Below are 2,561 nucleotides of genomic sequence, written 5' to 3'. Positions count from 1 at the left end.
TGGTCAATCCTAAGCACTTTAAAAACTGGTTTACAAGCTGCTGCTACTGTACTTCATAAACCTGGAATACGCTGTAATTAGGTCTACACCCAGTTGGTCTAGAGGAGTAGTTGTTCGCTGGCAGATGCACCCGGCTGCTGAAGCCACGGCGTAAATGTAAGCATAGCTGAATTCTTCTTTTTGGGTGTTGATATCCATTAAAATGCTACTGCAATTTTGTTGCCATAAAGTAATGATATAACACCAAATCGGGTTATAAAACCCTGTTATGTAAAGTTACGGTGCGTGACTCAAGATGCCTTCCACACAAGCCCAAATCTATTCACAGTCACGCACCATACATCGCTTTGAAAGCAGATTAACCATCGCCCTAGCCGTAAATTCGATCGAGCTTCAAGAAGGTTTGTAACAGCACGTTTGCTCCCTGAGTGCACTGTTCTGGGGATGTATATTCGTCTTCTGCATGGCTGATGCCGCCGCGAGAAGCCACGAAAATCATCCCCATATCCGCAAACCGTCCGATTTCTTGGGCGTCGTGTCCGGCGCGGCTGATTAAATGCGTGCAACTCAAGCTTAATTCCTGGCAAACTTCGGCAATCGCATTTTGAATCTTTGCTGCTGCTAGAGTCGGCAATACGTGCAGCATTTCGGTGATTTTAACTTCGGTTTTGGTGGCAGAAGAAATAGCTGCAAACTCTTGTTTCATTTTAACTAACAATTCTTCCAAATGAGTTTGAGATATATCGCGCAAGTCGATTTTAAAATCGACTTTTCCCGGTACAATATTTGTAGCATTTGGCGACACGTTTAAGTAACCTACCGTTGCTACTTGTTCGCCCGGTGTTTCTACTCCCAACTTGTTGACTGCTAGCACCATTTGTGCGGCGGCTACTAACGCATCTTTGCGAACGCGCATCGGCGTCGAACCGGCATGATTCGGGCGGCCAGTTACCGTCACTGCATAGCGGTACTGTCCGACAATGCCTTGAACTATGCCGATTTCATCGCCGGTACTTTCCAAAACGCCTCCTTGTTCGACGTGGAGTTCTACAAATGCTGCTATTTCTTGGGGATGGCGTTTTGCTTGTGCAATTTTTGACCAATCTCCGCCAATTTGTGCTAAACAAGTTTCAATGGAAGTACCGTCGCTGCGTCGGTAATATGCCGCATCGCTGACTGTATTTCCGGCCATCGCTTTGCAGCCGATAACGGTGTTTTCTTCGTCGGTAAATACGATCGTCTCGATCGGATGTTCCAAGCATAGGTTATTTTCGTGCAGTACCCGCACCACTTCAATTCCCGCCAAAACTCCCAAAACTCCGTCGTAATGGCCGCCCACGGCCACGGTATCGATGTGAGAACCTGTGGCTAGGGCCGCACACTCGCGCTTTCCGGGATACCGCCCGATCATGTTTCCCGCCGCATCAATGCGAACCGTCATCCCTGCTTCTACCATCCAAGATTCCACGAGTTGGCGGGCCAGCAAATCTGCTTTGGTAAATGCTACCCGACTCACGCCTCCTCCTGGTAGTTTGCCGATTTGGGCGAGTTGGGCGATGCTGCGGTTGAGGCGCGGGCCGTTGACTGCAAGTGTTAATGTAAGTGTCATTTAAAGTTCTTTTATTGATTGATGTAACTAATTGCTGTATACTGCATTCAATAGCATTTAAATCGGCGACATAATGTAGCCTTGTTTACAAAAGTCGAGCGGTTTGACAGTGTCAGGAATAAGGTGCTCTTCGGCATTGGTGTCAACTTAATGTCAAAGGTAATACGAGTCTACCGTCTGAGTTTACAGTCTTCCCGATCCCCCCTAGCCCCCTTCTCAAGGGGGGGACAAGAGAATTCTTTCGTCCCCCTTCTTTCCCCCCTTGGGGTAGGGGGGGGGTGGGGGATGAGCGGGGGATCGAGACTTCGATAAAAACGAGATATACAGAGAATTTTAGTCTTAAGTTGACACCAATGGCTCTTGGGCGCACCCTACAAAGTGAGTTTGTGCATCAGTCTTAAGTAGGAAAAAACACAATTTTTTATCGGGTGTATGTGATGAATCAAACAGCAATTGCAGTCAAACGAGTTTTCATTTGCGGTTCTGCCCTACGGGGTCAGCCGGACAACAGCAACCTCGGAGATGCGAAGTTTATTAGAGAAGCAAAAACTCGCCCGATTTACCGCTTGCATTCGGCAGAAAATGGCTGGCATCCTGCTATTTATGAAGTGGCGGCAGACGGTGTATCAATTCCGGGGGAAGTGTACGAATTAACTCAAGAGCAATTTGAACAGCTTGCAGGGGGGGAACCGCCGCATATGTATCCGTCGGATGTGGTTTTGGATGATGGAGAAGTGTTGACGGCTTTCTTGTACCCGCAGGAGTTGGTTCAGAAGTATGAATGGGAAGATATTTCCGATCGAGGTGGGTGGGCCGCTTATAAAGCCAGTACAGGGCAAAATTAATCCTTTCCGCTGGCTTGTTTGGGCGGGCGAGACGCCCACCCCACAAAAAAATTCATTTCTTGTGGAACAGGCCGGAAAGCCTGTTTGTTTGGGCGGGCGAGACGCCC

3 protein-coding genes are annotated in these 2,561 nt (G+C 48.3%); 1 reads left to right on the top strand and 2 read right to left on the bottom strand.

Going from position 1 to position 2,561, the window contains the following annotated elements; genetic code table 11:
- Window positions 1-30: 30 nt before the first annotated feature.
- On the bottom strand, window positions 31-198 hold the full coding sequence (locus QUB12_RS29280; RefSeq protein ID WP_333147361.1) for a hypothetical protein: 168 nt from the start codon (window positions 196-198) through the stop codon (window positions 31-33).
- 172 nt (window positions 199-370) lie between these two features.
- Complete coding sequence (locus QUB12_RS29275) at window positions 371-1,609, bottom strand: Zn-dependent hydrolase (protein ID WP_333147359.1); 1,239 nt, start codon at window positions 1,607-1,609, stop codon at window positions 371-373.
- A gap of 437 nt (window positions 1,610-2,046) precedes the next feature.
- On the opposite strand from QUB12_RS29275, the gene QUB12_RS29270 reads away from it, so the two are divergent.
- Window positions 2,047-2,454, top strand: coding sequence for an allophanate hydrolase-related protein (locus QUB12_RS29270; protein WP_333147357.1), 408 nt, complete (start codon window positions 2,047-2,049; stop codon window positions 2,452-2,454).
- Window positions 2,455-2,561: the final 107 nt, after the last annotated feature.

It is taken from the genome of Microcoleus sp. B7-D4 (genome assembly GCF_036705125.1).
Taxonomy (GTDB): Bacteria; Cyanobacteriota; Cyanobacteriia; order Cyanobacteriales; family Microcoleaceae; genus Microcoleus.
This window is presented reverse-complemented; position numbering and strand designations above follow the sequence as displayed.